This window comes from Neobacillus drentensis, assembly GCF_036965645.1.
Lineage (GTDB): Bacteria > Bacillota > Bacilli > Bacillales > Cytobacillaceae > Neobacillus > Neobacillus drentensis_D.
In genome coordinates this window covers 32288-51397 of the sequence record NZ_JBALPZ010000067.1, presented here as the reverse complement: position 1 = coordinate 51397, position 19110 = coordinate 32288, and the positions used below count along the sequence as shown (strand labels likewise).

General features: G+C 38.3%; 22 protein-coding genes. 14 read left to right on the top strand and 8 right to left on the bottom strand.

Annotated features, from left to right (window positions below; genetic code table 11):
* Nucleotides 1–203: 203 nt before the first annotated feature.
* From V7266_RS14050 to V7266_RS14040, 3 genes are all read right to left on the bottom strand, one after another.
* On the bottom strand, nt 204–389 hold the full coding sequence (locus V7266_RS14050) for a DUF3813 domain-containing protein (protein WP_098528332.1): 186 nt from the start codon (nt 387–389) through the stop codon (nt 204–206).
* A 1-nt stretch (nt 390) separates the two neighbouring features.
* A complete protein-coding gene (locus tag V7266_RS14045) occupies nt 391–543 on the bottom strand; it encodes a hypothetical protein (protein WP_235742756.1) in 153 nt (50 codons plus the stop codon).
* A gap of 126 nt (nt 544–669) precedes the next feature.
* Nucleotides 670–1479, bottom strand: coding sequence for a Cof-type HAD-IIB family hydrolase (locus V7266_RS14040; RefSeq protein ID WP_335468513.1), 810 nt, complete (start codon nt 1477–1479; stop codon nt 670–672).
* A 305-nt stretch (nt 1480–1784) separates the two neighbouring features.
* Here V7266_RS14040 and V7266_RS14035 point away from each other — a divergent pair, with 305 nt between their 5' ends.
* The 3 genes from V7266_RS14035 (at nt 1785) to V7266_RS14025 (ending at nt 3824) form a co-directional block, all read left to right on the top strand.
* Nucleotides 1785–2093 (top strand): metal-sulfur cluster assembly factor, encoded by a 309-nt coding sequence (locus V7266_RS14035; protein ID WP_335468512.1) that lies wholly within the window; start codon nt 1785–1787, stop codon nt 2091–2093.
* A 10-nt stretch (nt 2094–2103) separates the two neighbouring features.
* The gene (locus V7266_RS14030) at nt 2104–2442 is read left to right on the top strand and encodes a DsrE family protein (protein ID WP_335468511.1); all 339 of its coding nucleotides are present in this window, start codon (nt 2104–2106) and stop codon (nt 2440–2442) included.
* 254 nt (nt 2443–2696) lie between these two features.
* Nucleotides 2697–3824 (top strand): TIGR04053 family radical SAM/SPASM domain-containing protein, encoded by a 1128-nt coding sequence (locus V7266_RS14025; RefSeq protein ID WP_335468510.1) that lies wholly within the window; start codon nt 2697–2699, stop codon nt 3822–3824.
* A gap of 62 nt (nt 3825–3886) precedes the next feature.
* Here V7266_RS14025 and V7266_RS14020 read toward each other — a convergent pair whose 3' ends face one another.
* On the bottom strand, nt 3887–4585 hold the full coding sequence (locus tag V7266_RS14020) for a Crp/Fnr family transcriptional regulator (RefSeq protein ID WP_335468509.1): 699 nt from the start codon (nt 4583–4585) through the stop codon (nt 3887–3889).
* A gap of 331 nt (nt 4586–4916) precedes the next feature.
* Between V7266_RS14020 and moaA the strand changes: the two genes are divergently transcribed.
* The gene (moaA, locus tag V7266_RS14015) at nt 4917–5933 is read left to right on the top strand and encodes a GTP 3',8-cyclase MoaA (RefSeq protein WP_335468508.1); all 1017 of its coding nucleotides are present in this window, start codon (nt 4917–4919) and stop codon (nt 5931–5933) included.
* Between the two features lie 368 nt (nt 5934–6301).
* Here moaA and ric read toward each other — a convergent pair whose 3' ends face one another.
* Complete coding sequence (gene ric, locus V7266_RS14010) at nt 6302–7003, bottom strand: iron-sulfur cluster repair di-iron protein (RefSeq protein ID WP_335468507.1); 702 nt, start codon at nt 7001–7003, stop codon at nt 6302–6304.
* Nucleotides 7004–7233: 230 nt separating this feature from the next.
* Here ric and V7266_RS14005 point away from each other — a divergent pair, with 230 nt between their 5' ends.
* From V7266_RS14005 to V7266_RS13995, 3 genes are all read left to right on the top strand, one after another.
* Nucleotides 7234–8499, top strand: coding sequence for a molybdopterin molybdotransferase MoeA (locus V7266_RS14005; protein WP_335468506.1), 1266 nt, complete (start codon nt 7234–7236; stop codon nt 8497–8499).
* Entirely contained in the window at nt 8487–9023 is a 537-nt protein-coding gene (mobB, locus tag V7266_RS14000) for a molybdopterin-guanine dinucleotide biosynthesis protein B (RefSeq protein WP_335468505.1), read from the top strand. The genes V7266_RS14005 and mobB overlap by 13 nt, the downstream gene beginning before the upstream one ends.
* 316 nt (nt 9024–9339) lie before the next feature.
* A complete protein-coding gene (locus tag V7266_RS13995) occupies nt 9340–10068 on the top strand; it encodes a YwiC-like family protein (RefSeq protein WP_335468504.1) in 729 nt (242 codons plus the stop codon).
* Between the two features lie 28 nt (nt 10069–10096).
* On the opposite strand, the gene V7266_RS13990 is transcribed toward V7266_RS13995, so the two are convergent.
* Entirely contained in the window at nt 10097–10789 is a 693-nt protein-coding gene (locus V7266_RS13990; protein WP_420491402.1) for a Crp/Fnr family transcriptional regulator, read from the bottom strand.
* A 266-nt stretch (nt 10790–11055) separates the two neighbouring features.
* On the opposite strand from V7266_RS13990, the gene V7266_RS13985 reads away from it, so the two are divergent.
* Complete coding sequence (locus V7266_RS13985; protein WP_098528344.1) at nt 11056–11235, top strand: YjzC family protein; 180 nt, start codon at nt 11056–11058, stop codon at nt 11233–11235.
* A gap of 122 nt (nt 11236–11357) precedes the next feature.
* A complete protein-coding gene (gene clpB / locus V7266_RS13980; protein ID WP_335468503.1) occupies nt 11358–13958 on the top strand; it encodes an ATP-dependent chaperone ClpB in 2601 nt (866 codons plus the stop codon).
* Between the two features lie 47 nt (nt 13959–14005).
* Here the strand turns inward: clpB and V7266_RS13975 are convergent, their stop codons facing one another.
* The gene (locus V7266_RS13975; RefSeq protein ID WP_335468502.1) at nt 14006–14191 is read right to left on the bottom strand and encodes a YjzD family protein; all 186 of its coding nucleotides are present in this window, start codon (nt 14189–14191) and stop codon (nt 14006–14008) included.
* Between the two features lie 183 nt (nt 14192–14374).
* Here V7266_RS13975 and V7266_RS13970 point away from each other — a divergent pair, with 183 nt between their 5' ends.
* The 3 genes from V7266_RS13970 (at nt 14375) to V7266_RS13960 (ending at nt 16358) form a co-directional block, all read left to right on the top strand.
* Entirely contained in the window at nt 14375–15097 is a 723-nt protein-coding gene (locus tag V7266_RS13970) for a hydrolase (protein ID WP_335468501.1), read from the top strand.
* A gap of 81 nt (nt 15098–15178) precedes the next feature.
* Nucleotides 15179–16009 (top strand): hypothetical protein, encoded by an 831-nt coding sequence (locus tag V7266_RS13965; RefSeq protein WP_335468500.1) that lies wholly within the window; start codon nt 15179–15181, stop codon nt 16007–16009.
* A 148-nt stretch (nt 16010–16157) separates the two neighbouring features.
* Nucleotides 16158–16358 carry a ComZ family protein gene (locus tag V7266_RS13960; protein WP_335468499.1) on the top strand — a complete coding sequence of 67 codons (201 nt, stop codon included), beginning with the start codon at nt 16158–16160 and terminating at the stop codon, nt 16356–16358.
* A gap of 19 nt (nt 16359–16377) precedes the next feature.
* Here V7266_RS13960 and V7266_RS13955 read toward each other — a convergent pair whose 3' ends face one another.
* Entirely contained in the window at nt 16378–16653 is a 276-nt protein-coding gene (locus V7266_RS13955; protein ID WP_335468498.1) for a hypothetical protein, read from the bottom strand.
* 203 nt (nt 16654–16856) lie between these two features.
* Between V7266_RS13955 and V7266_RS13950 the strand changes: the two genes are divergently transcribed.
* A complete protein-coding gene (locus tag V7266_RS13950) occupies nt 16857–17789 on the top strand; it encodes a beta-ketoacyl-ACP synthase III (protein ID WP_335468497.1) in 933 nt (310 codons plus the stop codon).
* A 54-nt stretch (nt 17790–17843) separates the two neighbouring features.
* Complete coding sequence (gene fabF, locus V7266_RS13945) at nt 17844–19082, top strand: beta-ketoacyl-ACP synthase II (RefSeq protein WP_335468496.1); 1239 nt, start codon at nt 17844–17846, stop codon at nt 19080–19082.
* Nucleotides 19083–19110 lie beyond the last annotated feature (28 nt).

The window sequence follows — 19110 nt, the reverse complement described above, 5'->3', positions numbered from 1 at the left end:
AACCAGAAAGTGTCCTTCATAAAGGCAATGAAGGACATTATGTCTGTGGACAATACAAATTGAGCCCTTCATACCTTAATAATGCAATATAATTGAGACAGTTTAGCCTGGTAGTGTACATTAAACAGAACAAACTTAATAAAAAAAGCAAGCGCCCGTTTTAGCGATTGATGTTTGTCGCTTAAACGGGCGCTTAGGCATTACTATCTAATCTGATCTAGCTCTTGTTGCATTTGTTGGAGCTGGGCTTGTTCTGCTACAGTCGAATTGGCATAGGCAGAACTAAGTGCATTCTTTGCTTTCGCAACAGCAGAATCAAGGTCAGCAGGGTTGGCGGATTTCGCCATCTCCACAAATCGTCTAGCTTCCTGGAACAATTGGTTTCCCATGTTATATTCCTCCAAGCGAGGATTCATGCACATTGGCCATCTTCTGAGCTTCTGCTTCAGCATAGGTCATGTGATAAGGAATACGTTCAGCATGCTTACTGACGGTATCCGCTCCTTGTTGGACAAAGCGTTTTGATTTGTTTCGTTTACCCATTCGAATCCCTCCAATATGCTCAAAGCTAAGATTGAAACAGCATTGCTGCCTCAAAACTAGTATGCACATCTAATCCCCGGTTCATTTAGGTAAACAATGGCGAAAATCAAAATTTTACTTTGTCTCTTATAATTTTAACAAATCCGCTATATATTCTCCGACACCGTCTTCCTCGTTGCTAAGAGTAACACTGTTGGCGATATTTTTAACTTGATCAATCGCATTTCCCATGGCAATCCCGTGACCAGCAAACTCAAGCATCTCTAGATCATTGTCCTCATCCCCAAATGCCACAATTCTTTCAGACGGGATCCCATAATAGTCAGCGGCCTTTTTCAGACCGACTGCTTTATTTAAACCACTTCTAATAATTTCAATAACGTGCCATGGAGCTGCCCAACTGCGCTGTTCAATGACTTCGGCATGCACAGCGGATAAGTGATCGCGAATTTTCTGCAGCTGGTCTTCTTCAGTATGAATAAGCAAACTTGTTGGGGAATCAGTTAAGTAGTTCGCTAAATCTCCCGTAGTAATCCTAGGATTACCGTAGTTAAAAATCTCCAAAAGTTTTTCATCATGATAATGGAAATAAATATCATCCATCACTTCAGCAATAATATTGTGAAATTGAAAGCTTCTACATGCCTCAACAATGTCTTTTGCTACCTTAACATCAAGCGGCTCATGATAAAATCCCCAATTTTGGTCAAGGGGGTGATGGGTAAATGCTCCATTAAAATTAACAATAGGGGTATCCAATTCCAATTCACGGTAATACATTTCACTGGATCGGTAGGGCCTGCCTGTTGCAATCATCACGATATGGCCTTCTGCCCTTGCCTTTTCAATCACAGCCTTATTTCTTGTGGAAATGGTTTTATCATCTTTTAACAATGTCCCATCTAAGTCTAATGCAATTAAATGCTTCTCCGCCATTTGGACACCTTCTTTTTTATAAGTTTATTCAATAATGCGTTGATTTAGAAAAAATCCTGCCAACATGATACACTACCATTACGAGCGTGCCTCATTGGAAGAATGGGATAAATATTCCATAGTTACTATGTTAACAATTTAATAGCCAACCTGTAAAAAAATTCACACCAACAGGTTATGAAAAAAGATATACTTATTTTACTTAATTGCTATTGGTTAAAGTTTACCATAAGTGAATAAGCGAACCAAAAGCAGTGCAAGGTAGTTTTAAGAGTATAACTAATAATTAGAGGGAGTGTTACTATATGAATGAAGAATTAAAAGATAATATAATGGGCGCATTAGAGCTTGTTATTGACCCTGAGCTGGGAGTAGATATTGTCAATTTGGGCTTAGTATATGATGTCGATATGAACGATGAGGGATTGGTTACGGTTACTATGACTTTAACTGCAATGGGTTGTCCACTGGCTGGTACCATTGTCGACCAAGTAAAACGAGCATTGGCAGATATTCCTGAAATTAAAGATACGGAAGTTAATATTGTTTGGAACCCACCATGGAACAAAGAGATGATGTCACGCTACGCAAAAATTGCCTTAGGAATCCGGTAAGGGATAGTTTATGAAAAATAAAGTTATTTTGGTAAGCTCCAATCAACTTGGCAGGGGCGATCAGTCCCTTGGTGAAAATATCTTGGAAACTTTTTTCACGGTCCTCAAGCAAAAGGAAGAACTTCCTGTGGCTGTTTTTTGTATGAACAGCGGTGTGTTAACAATGACAGAGGAATCATTTGTTTCCGTTCATTTGCAGGGGCTAGAGGAAAAAGGTGTCAATATTTTAGCATGTAAAACTTGTGCAGACCATTATGAGGCAGCAGATCGATTAGTGGTCGGAAAAATTAGTGGTATGGCAGACTTTGTAGATTTAGCATCCAAGTATGAAGTCCTAACTATATCTTAAACAGCAGTTAACATAGTGAGTAGAGAAACACACGATATTCTATTTTGGAATATATCGTGTGTTTTTTTGTCATCTGCCTGTGGCCTCATATCCGCAAGTAAATTCACTTTATTAACCATCTATTCGTCACAAAAGGTACACATTTCATTTCCCTCATGTGAGATAGCTCACTTTTTTAAACCATAAACAACATTATAATACAGTTAATCAATGCTGTTTTCATTTAATAATGGCAGATTGAGGGGGAGTTTTAAGTGTCTTTTAATCGTGATTTTAATAAAGATCCGTTTATTGTAATCTGGGAACTAACACGTGCCTGTCAGCTAAAATGTCTGCATTGCCGTGCGGATGCCCAGTATACACGTGATCCACGTGAATTAACTTTTGATGAGGGTAAAAACTTAATTGATCAAATATATAATATGAATAATCCCATCCTCGTTTTTACAGGTGGAGATCCGCTAATGAGACAAGATATCTTTGATATTGCTAAATATGCAGTCGAAAAGGGAGTAAGGGTATCTATGACTCCAAGTGCTACGCCAAATGTAACAAAAGAAGCAATCAAAAAAGCAAAAGAGGTGGGACTGTCACGCTGGGCCTTTAGTATTGATGGACCTAATGCAGAAATTCATGATCATTTTCGCGGAACGGCAGGTTCATTTGATTTAACAATGGAACGAATTAAGTACCTGCATGAACTAGAAATTCCTATCCAGATAAATACAGTTATCTCGAGATATAACGTTGAATACCTTGAAGAAATGGCTAAAATGGTGGAAGAACTGAACTGTGTGCTTTGGAGCGTCTTTTTCCTGGTGCCAACAGGCCGGGGACAAGTAATGGATATGATTTCACCTGTAGAGCATGAAAAGGTCTTAAGATGGCTCTATGACTTAAGCAAACGTGTTTCTTTCGATATTAAAACAACCGAAGCCATGCACTACCGCCGTGTTGTTATTCAGCAAAAAATGCGCGAAGCCAAGGCAAAGACCAATGAAATTGATTATTTAAATGCTTTAACAGAAAAAGGTTTAACCGGGTCCATTGATGGGCTTGGACGTGCTCCAAAAGGAGTGAATGATGGTAATGGCTTTGTGTTTATTTCGCATGTTGGTGATGTTTATCCAAGCGGACTTTTACCAGTAAAAGCTGGAAATGTGAGAGAAACCCCTTTAGCTGAAATTTATCGCGAATCTCCTATTTTTAAAGCATTAAGAAATCCAGATGGATTTAAAGGGAAATGCGGTGTTTGTGAGTTCCGTTATGTGTGCGGGGGTTCAAGGTCAAGAGCCTATGCGGTGACAGGAGATTACCTTGAAAGCGAACCTTTCTGTGTTTATATTCCTAAATCATTAAGAGAAAAACAGGTACAAAATTAACTTGATAGAAATAGGCTGCCTCATAAAGTGAGACAGCCGTATAGCCATTATAGGAATTTTGACTATTCAATATTGCAATAAACTGCAGAACAGTTTTCACAACCGATTTCGTCCTTTAAGTATTGCAAATCTAAAATGGAGATTTTTCCTCTTTTAACCGAAATAATTTTATCGCGTTTCAATTCACTTAAAATTCGATTTGTACTTTCGCGGGAGGTGCCGCAAAAATTAGCCAGCTCTTGATTGGTGAGAGGTAAATCAATTAGTATTTCTTGCCCCTTGTGAATGCCATAACTATTGGACATCCTGATTAGGGTAGAGAACAAGGCACCACGTTTGCCCAATAACACGAGATCGCGAAATTTAGTTTGAGTTTTACGGAAATGGTCACTCATCCATTTCATGAATTCAAATGCAAGCTTACTGTTTTGAAAAATTTCACTCTCAATAATATCTTTTTTAATGGCAACAATTTCGCCTTCTTCAAGGACTTTAGCACTTAATAAATATCTAGGATTATCGGTAAATAACGTTAATTCGCCGCAAATATCATTTGCCCCGCAGATTCTTAAAGAAAGTTCACGACCGTCGGATGTAATCTTACTGATTTGTATTTTTCCCGAAAGTATAATGTAAAGCTCTTCAGCAACCATTCCTTCTTGAAAAAGAAAGGATCCTCGTTCACTTCTGAATTTCCGGTCTGCAAATGTAAGTAATTCTTTTATTTCAATGGAATGAGTCGGTTTCATTGTTGATGTCATTTATCTCACCTCATATTTTATTAAACAGTTCTTCATCCGTATTTAAGTTTGTAATTTTATTCTAACTGATGACAGGTTCAAAAAAATGGGTAAACAATGACAATATAGTGAAAACCTAAATAAACGTAAAAGCTTTTTATTTTAAATTAGATGCACTGGAAGAAATAGAGGATAATCTTTTCCAGAACAAACGTTTATTCAATTAGAAATATCTGTTAAGATTAAAATAGTGAAAATGTATTTTAATAGTGAATAAAATAACAGCCTTTTCCTAGAAATCCTGTTACACTCGAACTATAAAGCTTCCTTTTATATAATGGAGTTGATACAAATGGAAAAAACCATTATTAAAGATAAATTAAACAGACCTTTGCATGATTTGAGAATTTCAGTCATCGACCGATGCAATTTTCGTTGTCAGTACTGTATGCCTTCGGAAAAATTTGGACCTGATTTTGAATTTCTGCCTAGAAGTTCATTATTAACCTATGAGGAAATAGAGCGGCTGGGGAAAATTTTCGTAAGTTTAGGGGTTGAAAAAATCCGTTTAACTGGTGGTGAGCCTCTGCTTCGTAAGGATTTACCCCTTCTTGTAGAAAAGCTTTCAGCAATTGAAGGGCTTAGTGATATTGGGTTAACTACTAATGGAGTGCTGCTGCCGAAATTGGCAAAGGACTTAAAGGCAGCCGGTCTTAAACGGGTAAATGTCAGCCTCGATACGTTAAACGATGAATTGTTTGGCCAAATTAATGGGCGAGGCGTTGGGACTGCTCCCGTGTTGGATGGGATTGAGGCAGCTAAACAGGCGGGTCTCGGAGTCAAAATCAATATGGTAGTTAAAAAGGGCTTAAATGATACAGAAATTATCCCCATGGCGGAATATTGTAAAAACCATGGCCTAGAATTACGTTATATTGAATTTATGGACGTGGGATCAACAAATGGCTGGAAAATGGATGATGTGGTAACCAAAAAGCAAATTTATCATTTGCTAAAGGACCGTTTCGAACTTGTCCCTGTTGGCCCTGCATACTTTGGTGAAGTGGCAAAACTCTATAAATATAAAGATAAGGACGTTAATGTTGGTTTTATTACGTCTGTTTCTGAGTCCTTCTGCTCCAGTTGTACTCGGTCAAGACTGTCTGCAAATGGACAAATATTCACATGCTTGTTTAATGGCAACGGTCATGATATCCGGAATTTTATGAGAAATGGAGCCACTGATGAACAAATTGCTGAGCGAATTACAATGATATGGAATGGCCGGGAAGACAGATATTCAGATGAAAGAACAGCAGAGACTAATAAAAATCGTAAAAAAATTGAAATGTCCTATATTGGCGGCTAACTCTCTTTTAAAAAGAGGGTTATTTTTTTGCAAAAAAATAACCTGCACTCTCGAAAGAGGGCAGTAAAAGCCTTCGGTTTTTTAGAATCGTAAGTAACAACAAAAAAGGTATAATCCTCTTAAAGAAGAGAAATTATACCTTGTAGAATTTAGCTAGGTAAAAGAACTCTGTTGATTGGAGCGTAAGGCGGCGAAGACTCCTGCGGGAGTACGGGACAGGGGAGACCCCACAGGCGCGGGCGTGCCGAGGAGGCTCCCCGGCACGCCCGCGGAAAGCGAAGCCGCCTGGAGCGGAAATCAACAGCCAATTTACATACACAACTTACATTTAAGGAACTTTTTCAGAGCCCTCGTGTCAATGAGAGACTTTAATTAGCAATATACCTAGGAAATAAAATGTTGTTTTCAAGATGAACATGCATAAAGGTTAAGCTTTCTAGTGCTTCTAACCGGGCAAATACTAAACGGTAGGTACCACATGCATCGACCGGAAGAGTAAAATCAGAAGTAACGGCCCGGATTTGTCGTAAAATCTCCCCGGCATGGTCATGTTCTTTTTCAAGCTCAACAATCAACTTGATGGCTTCTTCAGGATTTCGGGCAGTACCATTGGCAAGTTCCTTAATCAGCGGGAAGACAATTTCCTCTTCTTTTACCATATGGTCCAGCAATTCCTTTTTGAACTCATAAAAAAGCTCATTCATTTTAACAAGCTCTGGGTGGTGTTCGCCATGAACACGGGAAACCTTAGTAACATAGGGGCTTAGCATGGTTAATTCTTCCTCAGATACGCGGTGATAGTTGGTAATAACATGATTAATGATCGTCTGTGAATCTGAATCTGTCCATACTTCAACATCTTTCTCAGCATTCTCATATTTTTCAAATACAGCCTTTAAATCCTCGATTATATTGTCTAGGTTCAGTCCGTTTTGTGCCGCAGCATGTGCTAAAGGAATATTTCCTCCACAACAAAAATCAATCCGGTTTTGCTTAAAAATATCACTTGCCTTTGGAAGTTCGTTGACAATATCTCTAACTAATGAATTGGCGGTTATGGTGAAAGTCATGATTAATTCCTCCTGTTAATAAAGTAAGTATTTATGACTTAAGCATAATAGAAATATTGAATATTAAAGGTGACCTGCATCACACATTGTCATAGTTTTTTTCTTTTTCGTCTAATTTGTGACATTTGATACGTTTGCAAGTCTTCTATAGACTTATAATGAGATAGTAGCTGTTATAATCCATTACATATCTAACAAAATTATCTGTTTTGAGGCAGGAGCTGATTTATTTGCTTGAAAGAAGAAACCCGATTTCAATTGGAGAAGCAGTAAAACGAATCATGAAACATCAAATAAGTGGTGTGACGGAATACGTTTCAATTAATAAAAGCTATGGGCGTTATTTATCGGAAGATCTAATAGCAACGAGCGATGTTCCACACTTTGACAGAGCCCCATATGACGGCTTTGCCGTACGTTCTATTGATACCCTTGATGCATCTAGCATCAATCCAGTCGAGTTTGAAGTAATTGATCACATTGGTGCCGGGATGGTCTCCGCTAAATTAGTCGGGGAAAAACAGGCCGTTCGGATTATGACAGGTGCGATGATGCCAAATGGAACGGATGCAGTTGTCATGTTTGAAGTAGCTAAAGACTTCGAAAAAAACGGGATTCCGTATATGTCAATTAAGAGAAGAATAAACAAGGGTACGAATGTTTCATTTATAGGAGAAGATGCTAAACGGGGCGAGGTTCTCGTTGAAAAAGGAACCTTGATTAACCCGGGAATACAAGCGATGCTTGCAACCTTTGGCTATAAAGAAGTACCTGTGGCTAAAAAACCGCTTATCGGTCTGTTCGCTACAGGCACAGAATTGTTAGAAGTAGAAGAGGAATTAGTCCCCGGTAAAATCCGCAACAGCAATTCCTATATGATTGCAGCGCAAATTGAACGTTCAGGGGGAACGGTTCATTATTATGGAAAGCTGCCAGACGAGTTTGATACTTGTTATGAAGCAGTAAAGAATGCGATAGAAGAGGTGGATTTACTAATCACAACTGGGGGTGTATCAGTTGGTGACTTTGATTACTTACCTGCGATTTATGAAAAACTAGGAGCCGAGGTTTTATTTAACAAAGTTGCTATGCGTCCTGGCAGTGTAACTACTCTTGCAGTTTATAATGGAAAAATCTTCTTTGGGTTATCCGGAAACCCTTCAGCCTGCTATGTTGGGTTTGAATTGTTTGTCAGGCCCATAATCCGGACGCAGCTTTTTTCGAAACAGCCCCACTTACGGAAAGAAAAAGCTCTGCTTGAAGTCGATTTTCCGAAGGCAAATCCGTTCACAAGATTTGTCAGAAGTGCCACCTATATTGAAGAAGGAAGGTTAAAATCAGCACCTAGCGGTTTGGACAAGTCGAATATTATTATGAGCTTGGCCAGTGCAAACTCATTGATGATCCTTCCTGGAGGAACAAGGGGATTTATGGCAGGAGATGAAGTTGAGGTATTGCTCCTTGAAGATCAATCAGGAAGTGTATGGCCTTGGTAAAACCTTTTATATTTCAGGTGGTAGGCTATCAAAATAGCGGCAAGACAACGATTGTAACTAAATTGATTAAAACTCTGACCGCTCAAGGTATAAAAACCGCTACAATCAAACATCATGGACATGGCGGTAAACCTGACGTATGGGAACAAAAGGACTCTTCAAGGCATCTGAGTTCTGGCGCACTTGCCGCTATTGTCGAGGGCAGTGGAAGAATGATTTTACAATCTGACAATCTGAACTTAAGTTTGGAAGATGAGATAGAGCTATTAAAGTTTTATCAGCCTGATGTCGTTTTAGTGGAAGGCTATAAGCAACAAAATTACCCCAAACTTCTTTTATTAAAAAAGAAAGAGGATTTGCATTTATTAAAAACAATCTCCAATATTCGGGCTATTGGGTATTGGTCAGAAGATTTAGATAATGGAAATAGTCATCCTTCTTTCTCTATTCATAATGAAGAACTGATCAATTGGACAGTGGGTTTAATTCAGAAGAATGTTCATAAAAATGATGAAAAAGGTTAATAAAATTGTCAAATATGTTACTTTTATCACAGCACATTATTCTGGATCGCATTATAATGCTTGTAGGGGTAATATGGTTTGTTAATATAGGTAGTTGATTATGTACTGGAAATGCAAGGTTCCAATCAGTGGATAGCTACTCTAAAGAAGAACAATGTTACCAGCCTGATTGGTTCCGAGCATTTACAATCATATCTAAAGCTCACGTAAGAAGGTAAAATGCCTTCTTTTTTTCACATTTAATGTGATTCTTTTCACTTTTTTTTTAGGTCAGCTCTTTTATAGTAGGGCTATCAGGAAAAAGGAGTGAAATAAGATGAAGTTATTTTTACCAAAACAACATGGCGCATGGGCAATGCTGATCATTCCCTTTTGGCTGGGTGTTATCAAAGGTGGATTTGTATGGCAGGACATACCATTTTTTATTGGCTGGCTCTTTTTATATTTAGCGACCTATCCTATGCTCCTTTTATTTAAAAGAAAGAAAATACAATTTTACGCCAAATGGACCATTATTTATATGATTCCTGCTTTATTGCTTCTATTGTTCCCGATTCTCCTAAGGCCTGCTATCATTCTCTTCGGTCTCTTGATGCTGCCGTTTTTTGCAATAAATGCTTACTATACATCTAAAAATAAAGATCGTGCGTTTATGAATGATATGAGTGCAATCTTTGCATTTTCAATTGCTGGATTGGCAAGCAGTTACTTAGGGCAGGGATCAATAAGCCTTGAAACAATGATTTTTCCCTTTTTAACATCGAGCCTATTTTTTATGGGCTGCACCTTTTATGTGAAAACCATGATAAGAGAAAAGAAAAATGGTGTGTTTAAATGGATTTCATGGATTTACCATCTTCTTGTCGTGGCTGCATGGTTATTAACTGGCTTTTGGATCGTAGCGATTGCTTATATTCCAAGTTTACTTCGAGCTTATTTCTTTTATGGAAAGAAATTATCGCCTCTGCAAATTGGCGTTTATGAGATTATTAATTCAGCCCTTATCTTTATAATCCTTGCCATTCAAATCGTCACATTAAATTAAAAAAATCGGTCAAATGACCGATTTTTTTTTATTCTACCTTACATATTTCAACCGGGCAATCCTCACAATCGATTTCCCTTTTTAAATAATCAATATCATGAATGGTGATGGTACCCTTATCAATTGATAGGATAGCTGACTTTCTTAACTCACTAAGCAAACGATTAACAACCTCACGGGAGGTGCCGCAGAAATTTGCCAGTTCTTGATTGGTAAAAGGTAATTCTACCAGGATTCCTTGATTCGTTTTTATCCCATAACTATTGCTGATACGAATCAGAGTTGAATACAAGGCCCCCTTTTTACCATGAAGGACTAAATCACGGAACTTAGTCTGTGTCCTTCGAAATTGCAGGCTCATCCATTGGATGAATTCAAAGGAAAGGGCTAAATTTTGGGATAACTTCTCTTCTAAGACGTCTTTCATAATAACAGCAACTTCGCCGCTTTCTACAACCCGTGCACTTAATAAATACCGTGATGAAGATGAAAATAAATTTAACTCACCAACAAAATCACCCTTAGAGCACATTCTAATGGTTAGCTCTCTTCCGTCAGGAATAATTTTACTGACTTGAAGAATCCCGCTTTGGACAATATACATTTCATCAGCTTGAGAACCCTCCCGAAAAAGAAACGTCCCTTTTTCAATCTTTTTTATATGGTGAACGGCTTCAAACAGATGTGATAATGTTACAGGCATTTCTTTTACTGACTGCATACTATAACCACCTTTAAAGGTACAGATTCAATCCCCCAAAAATGCAAGTCATGTTTAATGAGATTTCCAAGATAATACTATAATTATATTGTTTACTAGGAATAATTATCAATATCTGTGAAATAAGTTCATATAATCGTCAAATCTTGCTTATGGTAAATTACCCAGGAAATATTGTCGACTTATGTTGAATTTGAAAGAATTCCCTTTAATGCAGATACAAGTGAACGGAGATAATAAGGTTGTATTAAAAAGGGGGGATAAGAATGGGACAAAATCATCAGTTTAAACCGGGAAAAAAGGCACCCAATAATGGATTTTATATTGAGGTCGGTGACTCTGGAAGCAATGTAACAAACCCAAAAAAAATAAAACTTAAAGCAGGAGACTCATTTCCTGAAACATCCAATGATGATCGGGTTTGGAGTTACGTTCGAAAACCTTAATACGTTCGAAAAAAGTCATCTATTGTAGGATGGCTTTTCTTCTGTCATCATTTTACTTATTCAAGGAAATTTTTTATAATATATTTATATAGGTCAAAAAAGGTCAAAGAGGAGTGAGGAACGTGGACCTTAATGGTATGACGGAACGATTACAAAAAGGAATCATGGATGCACAAGGAATAGCGGTCAAAGAAAATCATCAAGAAATTGATGAACTACATCTATTCTTGTCTCTTATAAACCAAGAAGATAGCCTGATATCAGCTATTTTAGAAAAAACCGGCTTGTCAACTGAAAGGGTAAAGAAATTGATAATAGGAGAATTAGCGAAAAAACCACAGGTAACAGGGAGTGGCGTCGAACAAGGGAAACTTTATATTACAGCAAAACTGCAAAGGTTACTGGTAAGTGCCGAAGAGTTTGCATCAAAATTTTCGGATGAATACATCTCAGTGGAACATATCCTGTTAGCTGCAGTCAATACAAGTGACTCTGAATTGAAAAAGATCATTCAAACACTTGGAGTTAAACCAGAAATGATATTAAAATCAATAAAAGAAATAAGGGGGAACCAAAGAGTGACATCACAAAATCCAGAAGCAGGGTATGACGCTCTTAAGAAGTATGGCAGAGACCTTGTAGCCGAAGTCAAGGCTGGTAAAATCGATCCGGTTATCGGAAGGGATACAGAAATACGCAATGTGATTCGAATTTTATCACGTAAAACAAAGAATAATCCTGTCCTAATTGGGGAACCAGGAGTTGGGAAAACGGCGATAGTCGAGGGATTAGCCCAGAGAATAGTAAGAAAAGATGTTCCAGAAGGACTTAAAGATAAAACCATATTTTCATTAGATATGAGTGCATTAATTGCCGGGGCAAAATTTCGCGGTGAATTTGAAGAACGACTTAAAGCGGTCTTAAATGAAATTAAGAAAAGTGAAGGACGTATTTTACTGTTTATCGACGAAATCCACACCATTGTTGGTGCAGGTAAAACGGAAGGGGCGATGGATGCCGGAAATATGTTAAAGCCAATGCTTGCTAGGGGGGAACTGCATTGTATTGGTGCAACTACATTGGATGAGCATCGAAAATATATCGAGAAAGACCCGGCGCTTGAACGGCGCTTTCAACAAGTGCTGGTCCAAGAACCAAATGTTGAAGATACAATCTCGATATTAAGAGGACTGAAGGAACGATTTGAGGTCCATCATGGTGTGAAAATTCACGATCATGCCTTGGTGGCAGCAGCCACATTGTCTGACCGCTATATTACAGACCGATTTCTACCGGATAAGGCAATCGATCTTGTTGATGAAGCCTGTGCCATGATTCGTACAGAAATTGATTCCATGCCTACCGAACTTGATGAAGTGACACGCAGGGTCATGCAGTTGGAAATTGAAGAGGCAGCTCTTCGTAAAGAAAGTGACGAAGGAAGTAAAGTAAGACTCGAATCCTTATTGAAAGAACTTGCTGATTTAAAAGAGCAAGCAAATATGATGAAGGCAAAATGGATGCAGGAGAAACAGAGTATCCAAAAATTACAGGAGAAAAGGGAGCAGCTTGAAAAACTCCGCCGCGAGCTTCAGGCATCAGAAGACCGCTATGATTTAAATCGGGCCGCTGAATTAAGACATGGACAAATTCCCTTAGTAGAAAAGGAACTTAAAGAATTAGAAGAAAAAGCTGAAAAGGGCGAACGGATGTTACGAGAAGAAGTAACAGGAGAGGAAATTTCAAATATCGTTTCAAGATGGACAGGGATTCCACTCTCCAAGCTAGTCGAAGGGGAAAGAGAAAAACTACTTAAACTAGAATCCATTCTTCATCAAAGAGTAATCGGCCAAGATGAAGCAGTAAACTTGGTTTCAGACGCAGTCTTAAGAGCTAGGGCCGGTATTAAAGACCCAAACCGTCCAATAGGATCCTTTTTATTTTTAGGTCCGACTGGCGTAGGGAAAACAGAACTGGCAAAGGCGCTCGCTGAGTCCTTATTTGACAGTGAAGAGCATATTATAAGAATAGATATGTCGGAATATATGGAGAAACATGCGGTTTCACGTTTAATTGGTGCACCTCCGGGATATGTAGGGTATGAAGAAGGCGGTCAGATGACAGAAGCTGTAAGAAGAAGACCCTATTCTGTAATTCTAATGGATGAAATAGAAAAGGCCCATCCAGAAGTATTTAATATTCTCCTGCAGGCACTTGATGATGGCAGAATTACCGATTCACAAGGTCGAGTGGTCGATTTTAAAAACACGGTCATTATAATGACCTCCAATATCGGCTCTCACTTCCTGCTTGATAGAAGTGAAAATGAGATTGAAATTTCGACTGAAACAAGGGAGAAAGTGATGAATCAGTTAAGGTCACATTTCCGCCCGGAATTCTTAAATCGAATTGATGAGACAATCCTCTTTAAACCTTTATCTTTAGGAGAAATCAAAAATATTGTAGTTAAGATGCTCCATGACTTACAAAACCGATTAAAGGAGCAGCAAATAGACATTACAATCAGCGAGGATGCTAAGGAATTTATTGCAGTTAACGGATTTGATCCAATATACGGGGCAAGACCATTAAAACGCTATATACAAAGAAATATCGAAACAAAGCTTGCCCGTGAAATTATCGCTGGAAGGGCCCATGATCAGTCGACGGTTGAAATTACGGTTGATAATAATGAGGTATCTGTAAAAGTGAGAGATAAGTAGATAAAACAGAAAAAAGGTCCTCCAAATGGGTTGGAAGACCTTTTTTCTTAATGTTTTTGTACAGGTTCGTTTGGAATAATTGTAGTAACAATAAGAATTAAAACGGTTACCACAATAGCCGAAATAGAGCCCTGTGCAAAATCATATTTTGCACCTTCTGTCATTGAGCTAACAACATATGTAAGCATATGTACTAAAAGAAAAGACCAGAATAAAGTCCAAAAAATACGCACTCAATTTCACCTCTTACTTATTATACATTAATTTAAATATTACCATACAATAGTGAAAAAATATATATAAAAACAATATTCTGATTTATGTTCCCATGTTCTATAAAAATGGGCAAACTCCCTCTCATCTCTTGTGAAACGGCATACAATACCTTGAGGAATTATGTAAAAGGAGATTTAGCGATGGAGAATCGTAATTTTCAGATGGATACCCAATGGAATATCATTCACTACCCCGGAAAGCCTACAGGATTTGGGATTTTAATCATTGGAGATGAAAGGCATTTTGTAGATGAGAGCAAATGCTTTTGGACGCAAAACGAAGGAAAGCAGGCTATTATCAATGAATTAAAAGATGCCGGGTACACCATTTTTTCCTCAAATCTGTATGGGCGAAACTGGGGGAGCGAAAATGCTGTCGAGCTTGCTCAAAGGTTATATCAACATGTCATTAGAAGTGAAATTCTTAATAATAAGATTCATGTTTTAGCAGAAGGAATGGGGGCATTAGTTGCTGTCAAGCTGTTGGAAAAGATGAAAGGGTCCATTCGTTCAGTAGTACTGCTTAACCCGATTCTTTCCCTAAAACATCATCTTGAACAAGAGAAAGAGCATAAGTTTTTTTATAAGAAATTAATGAGAGAATTAACAGCTGCACATCAAATCGACCAGGCTGCCCTCGAAAACGATATATTTAATATGGACGAAATGGTGAATCTTGATTTTGACTGTCCAATAAAAATCATCCAAGTTTTAGCTGGTGGGAAATCGTACGCTCAATCAAAACTCTATCAAAAAATTATGAATACCCCTAGGATCAATCCAACCTTCATCCTTCCCGAAAAAAAACCTCAGCTTGGAGCTATGGTTAACAAGTTTTTTAACAGTCATGAATCAGTACTTTAATGTAAGCCTCCCCAAAATGCAAATAATTCCTATTATTAAAGCATAGGATTCAATATAGTTATTTTGGGGAGGAAAAAGGGAATGGACAAGGCTGTTATTTTTGGCATTTATGATTTTGTTAGTTTTCATATCGGGCGTGCGCTCCTGAATGAAGGGGTAGAGGTTATTGGTATTCATACGGATGAAGCCGGCGAAGCTCCATTTGTTGAGGAGAAAAGGCTAGAAGTTGGCAGGAATGCTAACTTTAAGGAAATTGCCTTATCAGAGTTAGATACGTATAGAGAAGCTGACACAATAAAAACAACGTTTATCTTTTCACTTTATGATTTATATATGTCGAATACTGAAACCATTTTGCACAAACAAACTGTAACAAGCTTACAGCAATTTATAGAAAGTAATAAAAATCTGACAAATATCTTATTTATCCTGCCAATTCAATTATTAAGCTCTAAAGAGTCGCAAGCTTTGCAGACGGTAATTAAACAAGCAAGTGCCTGGGGGAAAAAAAACTTTTATTATTATTTACCCTCTATTTATGGTCCTTGGCAGCCATCAACATTTATCTTTCAGCAAGCGCTAATTGGAAAAATGGAAAAACAAGATATCAAGGAAAGTAAAAGAGAATGGACTGGTGATGTTCTGTTTGTGGAAGATGCAATAAAAGTAATACTCTCATCAAGTGAATACTCAGATACTGAGGACGAAATGAAATTTTTGATAGAAAGCGGCCTAGAGGATTATTGGAATAACTGTGCTGCGCAGCTGAAACTAAATAATGTGATGACAGAAAGGATACAGTCTGAACTATTTGAAGAAAATAAAACAATCAATCGAGTGACAGTAAATAGGGTAACCCCATTTAGTGACTCAATAGAAAAGCAATTAGAGATTGTGAAACGTTTTAACTAATGTGATTTGTAGTGTTGGTAAGGAGAGGGTCCTTTAGACACACCTAAAAGTTGAGAGCAGGACTTTTCAAATAAATGTTCAAAGGTTAAAATAAAAAAATGACGTTTTTTCTAAACAATTAATTTCATTAATAAAAGGAGTACATATCATGAACAATCAGGATAATACACTACAATTTATGCAAATCGCCATGAAATACCTGCCGGAAGCAAAAGAGCAATTAGATGAAGCAGGTGTTGAACTATCCATGGAACTCATTCAGCCATTTATGAATTTATTTACAAAAGTCATGCAGGAAGCCTATGAGTTAGGTAAAGAGGATGCTCTAAAAGAGAGTCTAAGTAAATAAGCTGCCAGTTGTTGGCAGCTTATTTTTTTTTCCATAATTGTTCAATAAACGGGAATACTTTACTAAACAATGGCCTTAAACCGCGGACAGACTCAACCAAGGTATCAATATTCGTCATAAGTTCATCATAGTTAATAGTAGAGTGGTTTTGTTTAGGTTCAGGATGGTTATGATCCCTTTGCCTATTGTTATTCCGCCTAGGGCCAAACATGAAACTAGTAAATCGGTCTTCTTTATTCTGTTCTTCCCTTCCCTCTTGCTTTTCAGGGTCCTGCCCAACTTCAAATTCTGCCATACCTTTCTTTCCCCCCTAAAAATACCTCTTATTGTAGGATATGTATCAACAAATAAAAGGTATGTACATTAGCGGAGTATAATTATCAAGAAACAGTTGCTTAAAAGAGGAGGAGTTTGATAAAATTAGTACCAAGTCATAATAATTGATATTAATCCTAAAAATAGATAGGGTCCGATCAAATATTAAAAGGAGATGGAATAATGAGAGCTGGTATTGTTGGAATGGGCAGATATTTACCCGAAAAAGTGGTCACCAATCATGATTTAGAAAAAGTAATGGATACTTCAGATGAATGGATAAAATCTAGGACAGGGATTGAAGAGCGAAGAATAGCTGCAGATGATGTAAATACTTCTGACATGGCATTCTGGGCTGCTCAAAAAGCTATCCAAGATGCTGGTATATCCCCTCAGGATATTGATTTAATTTTAGTTGCGACTGTGACACCAGATTCTCCATTTCCATCTGTTTCCTGCCGAATTCAGGAAAAATTAGGAGCAACTAAAGCTGCAGCAATGGATGTTAGTGCAGCTTGTGCTGGCTTTATGTACGGCATTGTAACAGCCAAACAATTTATTGAATCACAAGTTTACAAATACGTACTAGTTGTAGGGGTTGAAAAACTGTCGAAGATCACAGATTGGAATGACCGGAATACTGCTGTATTATTTGGCGACGGAGCTGGTGCTGCCATTATTGGACCAGTCTCTGAAAATCGTGGAATATTATCTTTTGAGTTAGGTGCTGATGGTACTGGTGCAAAACACCTATATCAAGATGAATTCATTATCATGAATGGCCGTGAGGTATTTAAATTTGCTGTTAGACAAATGGGCGAAAGCTGTATAAATGTACTCGAAAAAGCCGGATTAACAAAAGAAGATGTCGATTTCTTGATTCCGCATCAGGCCAATATCCGGATTATGGAGGCATCAAGACAGAGATTGGAATTACCAGTTGAAAAGATGTCCAAGACGGTAAACAAATATGGTAATACTTCAGCCGCATCGATTCCTATTTCAATGATAGAGGATGTGGAAGCGGGGAGAATTAAAGAGGATGACCTCGTTGTAATGGTTGGCTTTGGCGGCGGATTAACTTGGGGCGCGATTGCGATGCGCTGGGGGAAATAAGTGACGCATTATTGCTTTATAATGTTTAAATAGAATGAAAAAGGAGATGTCTAAATGGAAAAGCGAAGGGTTGTTGTTACAGGGGTTGGAGCTGTTACACCGCTTGGAAATGATGTTGAAACGACGTGGAAAGGGATCTTAGAAGGAAAGTCCGGCGTAGGTCCAATGACTAGAGTAAATGCCGACGAATATCCGGCAAAGGTGGCTGCCGAGGTAAAAGATTTTAATCCAGAAGCCTTTATGGATAAGAAAGATGCACGAAAAATGGACCGTTTTACCCAATTTGCTGTAGCCTCTGCCTTAATGGCTGTTCAGGATGCTAATTTAACGATTAATGAAGAAAACTCACATAGAGTGGGTGTATGGATTGGTTCGGGAATTGGCGGGATGGAAACATTTGAAAACCAATTCGAGATATTTCAAAAAAGAGGTTATAAACGAGTTAGTCCCTTCTTTGTTCCAATGCTGATCCCTGATATGGCAACTGGCCAAGTTTCCATTATTCTTGGTGCCAGAGGGTTCAATTCGTGTACAGTAACAGCTTGTGCTACAGGAACTAATTCTATCGGTGACGCCTTTAAGGTAATCCAGCGTGGAGATGCGGATGCGATGGTAACGGGCGGAGCAGAAGCACCAATTACAAGAATGTCAGTTGCAGGATTTTGTGCGAATACTGCGCTATCAACAAATCCAGATCCTCAAACGGCCAGCAGACCATTTGATAAAAATCGCGATGGATTTGTTATTGGTGAAGGTGCAGGCATCGTGGTACTAGAAGAATTAGAGCATGCACTAGCTCGCGGAGCGAAAATTTATGCGGAGATTGTCGGATACGGAGCAACCGGAGATGCCTATCACATCACGGCTCCAGCACCAGGCGGTGAAGGCGGTGCACGGGCAATGAAAATGGCGATCAATGACGCTGGTTTAGCGCCTGAGGATATTGATTATGTTAATGCTCATGGAACAAGTACGGATTATAATGACAAGTATGAAACACTTGCAGTAAAGGAAGTTTTTGGTGATCACGCCTATAAATTTGCAATCAGTTCGACCAAGTCTATGACAGGGCACCTTCTTGGTGCTGCAGGTGGAGTAGAAGCTATTTTTACAGTTTTGGCGATGAGAGATAGTATCCTGCCGCCAACCATCAATTATGAGACACCTGACCCAGAGTGTGATTTGGATTATGTAGTAAATACTGCACGCTCTAAAGAAATCAAGGCAGCGATGAGCAATTCACTTGGCTTCGGCGGTCACAACGCTACAATCGTCTTTAAAAAATACGAATAAGAAAAGCGGAAGGCGCCCGCTTATCGGC